This is a genomic window from Streptomyces alkaliterrae, from assembly GCF_007097205.2.
Lineage (GTDB): Bacteria > Actinomycetota > Actinomycetes > Streptomycetales > Streptomycetaceae > Streptomyces > Streptomyces alkaliterrae.
Genome location: NZ_VJYK02000411.1, coordinates 1 through 3,962, shown reverse-complemented (window position 1 = coordinate 3,962; position 3,962 = coordinate 1). Strand labels below are relative to the sequence as shown.

Genomic DNA, 3,962 nt, shown 5'->3' with positions numbered 1-3,962 from the left:
GGCCCTGGAGGGCCCCGAGCCGCCCGCCGCCCGCCGGTCGTCGTCGAACGGGATGACCTTGGCGTCAGCCATGGCGTACTGCCTCCTGAAGGCGGTCGACGGCGTGGGCGAGGGTGTGCGGAGGGAGGATGCCGGGGCCGTGCGCGGCGGCGAAGTCGGCGAAGGTCTGGGCGGTGTCGAACACCGGCGTGAAGCCGAGCACGGTCCGCATCTGGGTCGTGTCCACCACCCGGCCGTGGGTGAGCAGCCGGATCTGCTCGGGCGAGAAGTCCGTCATGCCCACCGACCGCAGCGCCCCGCCCGCCCAGCGCACGGCGGGCAGCAGCATCGGCACCGTGGGCCGGCCGAGCCGCCTGGCGCACTGCGACAGCAGCAGCACGCCGTCGCCCGCGATGTTGAACGTACCGGCGTTGTACGAGCCGCGGCGCGGCTCACCGGCCGCCAACGCCAGCACCTCCACGGCGTCGTCCTCGTGGGTGAACTGGAGACGCGGGTCGTAGCCGAGCACAGTCGGCAGCGCCGGCAGCCGGAAGTACCCGGCGAGCGGCGTCCCCCCGCTCGGGCCCAGCACGGCCGCGAACCGCAGCACGGTGACCGACACGTCGGGGCGGCGCCGGGCGAAGCCCCGCACGTACCCCTCGACCTCCACGGTGTCCTTCGCGAAGCCACCCGTCGGCAGGGCCTTCGCCACCGTCGACTCCACGAACACCGCCGGGTCGCGCGGCGCCGAACCGTAGACGCTCGTACTCGACTTCACCACCAGCCGCCGTACCGCCGGCGCCTTCTGGCAGGCGCCGAGGAGCTGCATGGTGCCGATGACGTTGGTCTCCTTGACCGCCGCCCGCCCCCCGCGTGAACCCAGCGGCGTGGCGTTGACGTCCATGTGGATCACCGTGTCGACGTGCCGCTCCACGAGCAGCTTGCCGATGGCGGGGTGCCGGATGTCGGCCCTGACGAACTCCGCGCCGCCGAGATGGTGGCGCGGCCGCTCCACGTCGACCGCGAGGACCTTCTCCACGTCCGGGTCCTTGCGGAGGCGGCGCAGCAGGCGCCCGCTCAGCGTCCGCGCGGCGCCCGTCACGAGTACGACTCTGCCCAAAGTCCCTCCCACGCCGCTGCGTCCAGGCCCGTGCCCACCGTATCGGTTACGTGTGACGCTGTCGTGACGCCCCGACGCGGCCGGGGAGGTTTCGGCAGGGGAGGTTTCGGCAGGGGGCGGAAAACACTCCGGGGCCCTCCCGCCGTAGTGCTGGCGGAAGGACCCCGGAGACACGGGGCCGGTGAGACACCGGCTCCCGCTACGTGCGTTCCGTGCGGCCGCTCACTTCTTGTTACGGCGCTGCACACGCGTGCGCTTGAGCAGCTTGCGGTGCTTCTTCTTGGCCATCCGCTTACGCCGCTTCTTGATAACAGAGCCCACGACTACCCTCGCTCACTTCGTATTGACTCGGTGCGGGGCGTCCGAGCCCACACGACCTACATCGGGTCAGCCTACCCGCCTTCGGCGGATGCTCGTAACCAAGGTGGGGCGCGAAGCTTCGCTCAGGCGCTTTCCACCCCCACATAGGACTGTCGGAGGTACTCGTGTACGGCGTTCTCCGGGACCCGGAAGGACCTGCCCACCCGGATCGCCGGCAGATGACCGCTGTGTACCAGGCGGTACACGGTCATCTTCGACACCCGCATTACCGCGGCGACTTCCGCCACCGTCAGAAAGTTGACCTCGCTCAGAGGCTTCTCGCCAGCAGCCATGTCACACCTGAACCTTCCGCACATGTCGGGCACCGGCTTCCCCTCCGGTGACTCCAGCTCGCATGCGCGCTCCTCCCCAGATTAGGGGCGGGTGATGCAAGTGGGGAAGAGGAGTAGCGATCGGTCTCCTACTGTGACAGACGGGTCGGATTGAGTACATAGCGCGTACTCGGCCGGTAGCCGCGAACCCGCGCAGAGTCATCACGCGGCGTCCGGAACGCGCCCCCGCCCGCCGCTCCGGAGAACGCCGGCCGGGTCGTCGCCCGTCCTCTCTCACGCCTGGCCCTGACCTGCGGAGACACGCGCGAGAGGCCCTTGGCGGACACCGTCGGCGCACCGCCGTCGAGCTGATACGGCACCAGAGTCCACCTCCGGAGGACCGGCCGGAATCCGTGTGTGCGCCGGGCGCACCCCGCCCCGCGCGCACGCCCTGACCACAGGTCAACACAACGCCACCACCGTGCGACAGACCGCACGGCCGTACGTCAATCTAAGTCGTCATGTCGACACGTTGAGTCGACATGGGATGAGGGTCGGTGCGGTGTCCGACGACAACGCACGGCCCGCCTGGCGTACGCCGTCCGGCCGCGCCCCCGTGGCGACTCAATGGCGGCCCGGTGGCGGCCCGGTGGCCGAGCCCGACCAAGGCCTAGGGGAGGATGCCGTGGGCCGGGAAGGCGGCCCTGCGGGTCGCCAACACCGCCTGGTCCAGAGCGTTCGCCGGGTCGTAGCCCTGCTCGTGCCAGTCCCGCCACGCCGGCCGCCGGCCGTCGGTCATCCGCCGGGGCGCCGACGCCCGCGTACGGGCGTACACCAACTGCCGCCACTCCTCCGGCACATCGGTCTCCGGGTCGATCGGCGTCCCGGCCGCGATCGCCACCAGGTGCGTCCAACTCCTCGGCACCACGTCGACAACCGCGTAGCCGCCGCCACCGAGCGCCAGCCAGCGCCCGGCAGCGTACTCGTGCGCCCAGTCGTGCAGAGAGGACGCGGCGGCCCGTTGCGCGTCCACGGTCACCGCCAGGTGGGCCAGCGGGTCCTCGATGTGCGTGTCGGCCCCGTGCTGGGTCACCAGCACCGTCGGGCGGAAGGAGTCCAGCAGCTCCGGCACCACCCCGTGCAGCGCCCGCAGCCAGCCCTCGTCGGCCGTGCCCGGCGGCAGCGCCACGTTGACCGCCGTGCCCTCGGCTCCCGGGCCTCCGGTCTCCTCGGGCCAGCCTGTCCCCGGGAACAGCAACCGCGGATGCTCGTGCAGAGAGACGGTCAGCACCCTGGGGTCGTCCCAGAACGTCGCCTGGACGCCGTCGCCGTGGTGCACGTCCACGTCCACGTACGCCACCCGTTCCGCGCCCAGCTCCAGGAGGCGGGCGATGGCCAGCGAGGCGTCGTTGTAGATGCAGAAGCCGGCGGCCGTGCCCGGCATCGCGTGGTGCAGTCCGCCCGCGAAGTTGACGGCGTGCAGGACGTCGCCGCGCCACAACGCCTCGGCGGCCCCGACGGACTGACCCGCGATCAGCGCCGAGGCCTCGTGCATCCCGGCGAACGCCGGATCGTCGGCCGTACCCAGCCCGTACGACCCGTCGGCGCTCTCCGGGCTCTCGGAGGCCCGCCGCACGGCGTCGATGTACTCCGCGTGGTGCACAAGTCGCAGCGTCGACGCCCCGGCCTCCTTCGCCGCGACGACCTTCGCCGTCCGATCCAGCCCGAACTGCTCGACGAGTCGCATCGTCAGAGCCAGCCGAATCGGATCCATCGGATGCTCGGGACCGAAGTTGTATCCCGTCACCGCTTCGTCCCACATCACCTGCGCGCCACCGGTCATGCTGACACCGTATCCACCAGGGACAACGCAGAAAAGGGCTGCACCGGTTGAACAACCGGTGCAGCCCTTTTCGCAATATTTGTTCGGCGGCGTCCTACTCTCCCACACGCTCCCGCATGCAGTACCATCGGCGCTGACAGGCTTAGCTTCCGGGTTCGGAATGTAACCGGGCGTTACCCCATCGCTATGACCACCGAAACACTATGAAACAAACAACCCAGCAAACCCACCACACGCATGCGGTTCGGGTTCCGGCAGCTGTTGCCTCAGAACCAACACAGTGGACGCGAGCACATATGGTCAAGCCCTCGGCCTATTAGTACCGGTCAACTCCAACCCTCACAGGTCTTCCATCTCCGGCCTATCAACCCAGTCGTCTACTGGGAGC

General features: G+C 69.9%; 4 protein-coding genes and 2 rRNA genes. All 6 read right to left on the bottom strand.

The genetic code is table 11. The annotated features are described in order from the left end of the window. Positions 1-64: 64 nt before the first annotated feature. Positions 65-1,099, bottom strand: a complete 1,035-nt coding sequence (locus FNX44_RS24730) for an NAD-dependent epimerase/dehydratase family protein (RefSeq protein ID WP_143651216.1) — start codon at positions 1,097-1,099, stop codon at positions 65-67. A 222-nt stretch (positions 1,100-1,321) separates the two neighbouring features. After that, positions 1,322-1,420, bottom strand: coding sequence for a 30S ribosomal protein bS22 (locus FNX44_RS24725; RefSeq protein ID WP_003948845.1), 99 nt, complete (start codon positions 1,418-1,420; stop codon positions 1,322-1,324). 122 nt (positions 1,421-1,542) lie between these two features. Next, the gene (locus tag FNX44_RS24720; protein WP_155540548.1) at positions 1,543-1,752 is read right to left on the bottom strand and encodes a helix-turn-helix domain-containing protein; all 210 of its coding nucleotides are present in this window, start codon (positions 1,750-1,752) and stop codon (positions 1,543-1,545) included. Between the two features lie 649 nt (positions 1,753-2,401). After that, positions 2,402-3,574 (bottom strand): acetoin utilization protein AcuC, encoded by a 1,173-nt coding sequence (locus FNX44_RS24715; protein ID WP_143651214.1) that lies wholly within the window; start codon positions 3,572-3,574, stop codon positions 2,402-2,404. Positions 3,575-3,655: 81 nt separating this feature from the next. After that, positions 3,656-3,772: ribosomal RNA gene (gene rrf / locus FNX44_RS24710) — 5S ribosomal RNA — on the bottom strand. Between the two features lie 98 nt (positions 3,773-3,870). Further along, positions 3,871-3,962: ribosomal RNA gene (locus FNX44_RS24705) — 23S ribosomal RNA — on the bottom strand; the annotation flags it as partial.

Coding starts and splice junctions, on each gene's coding strand:
- FNX44_RS24720 (WP_155540548.1), bottom strand. CDS start 1,752: ATGGCTGCTGGCGAGAAGCCTCTGAGCGAGGTCAACTTTCTGACGGTG.
- FNX44_RS24715 (WP_143651214.1), bottom strand. CDS start 3,574: ATGACCGGTGGCGCGCAGGTGATGTGGGACGAAGCGGTGACGGGATAC.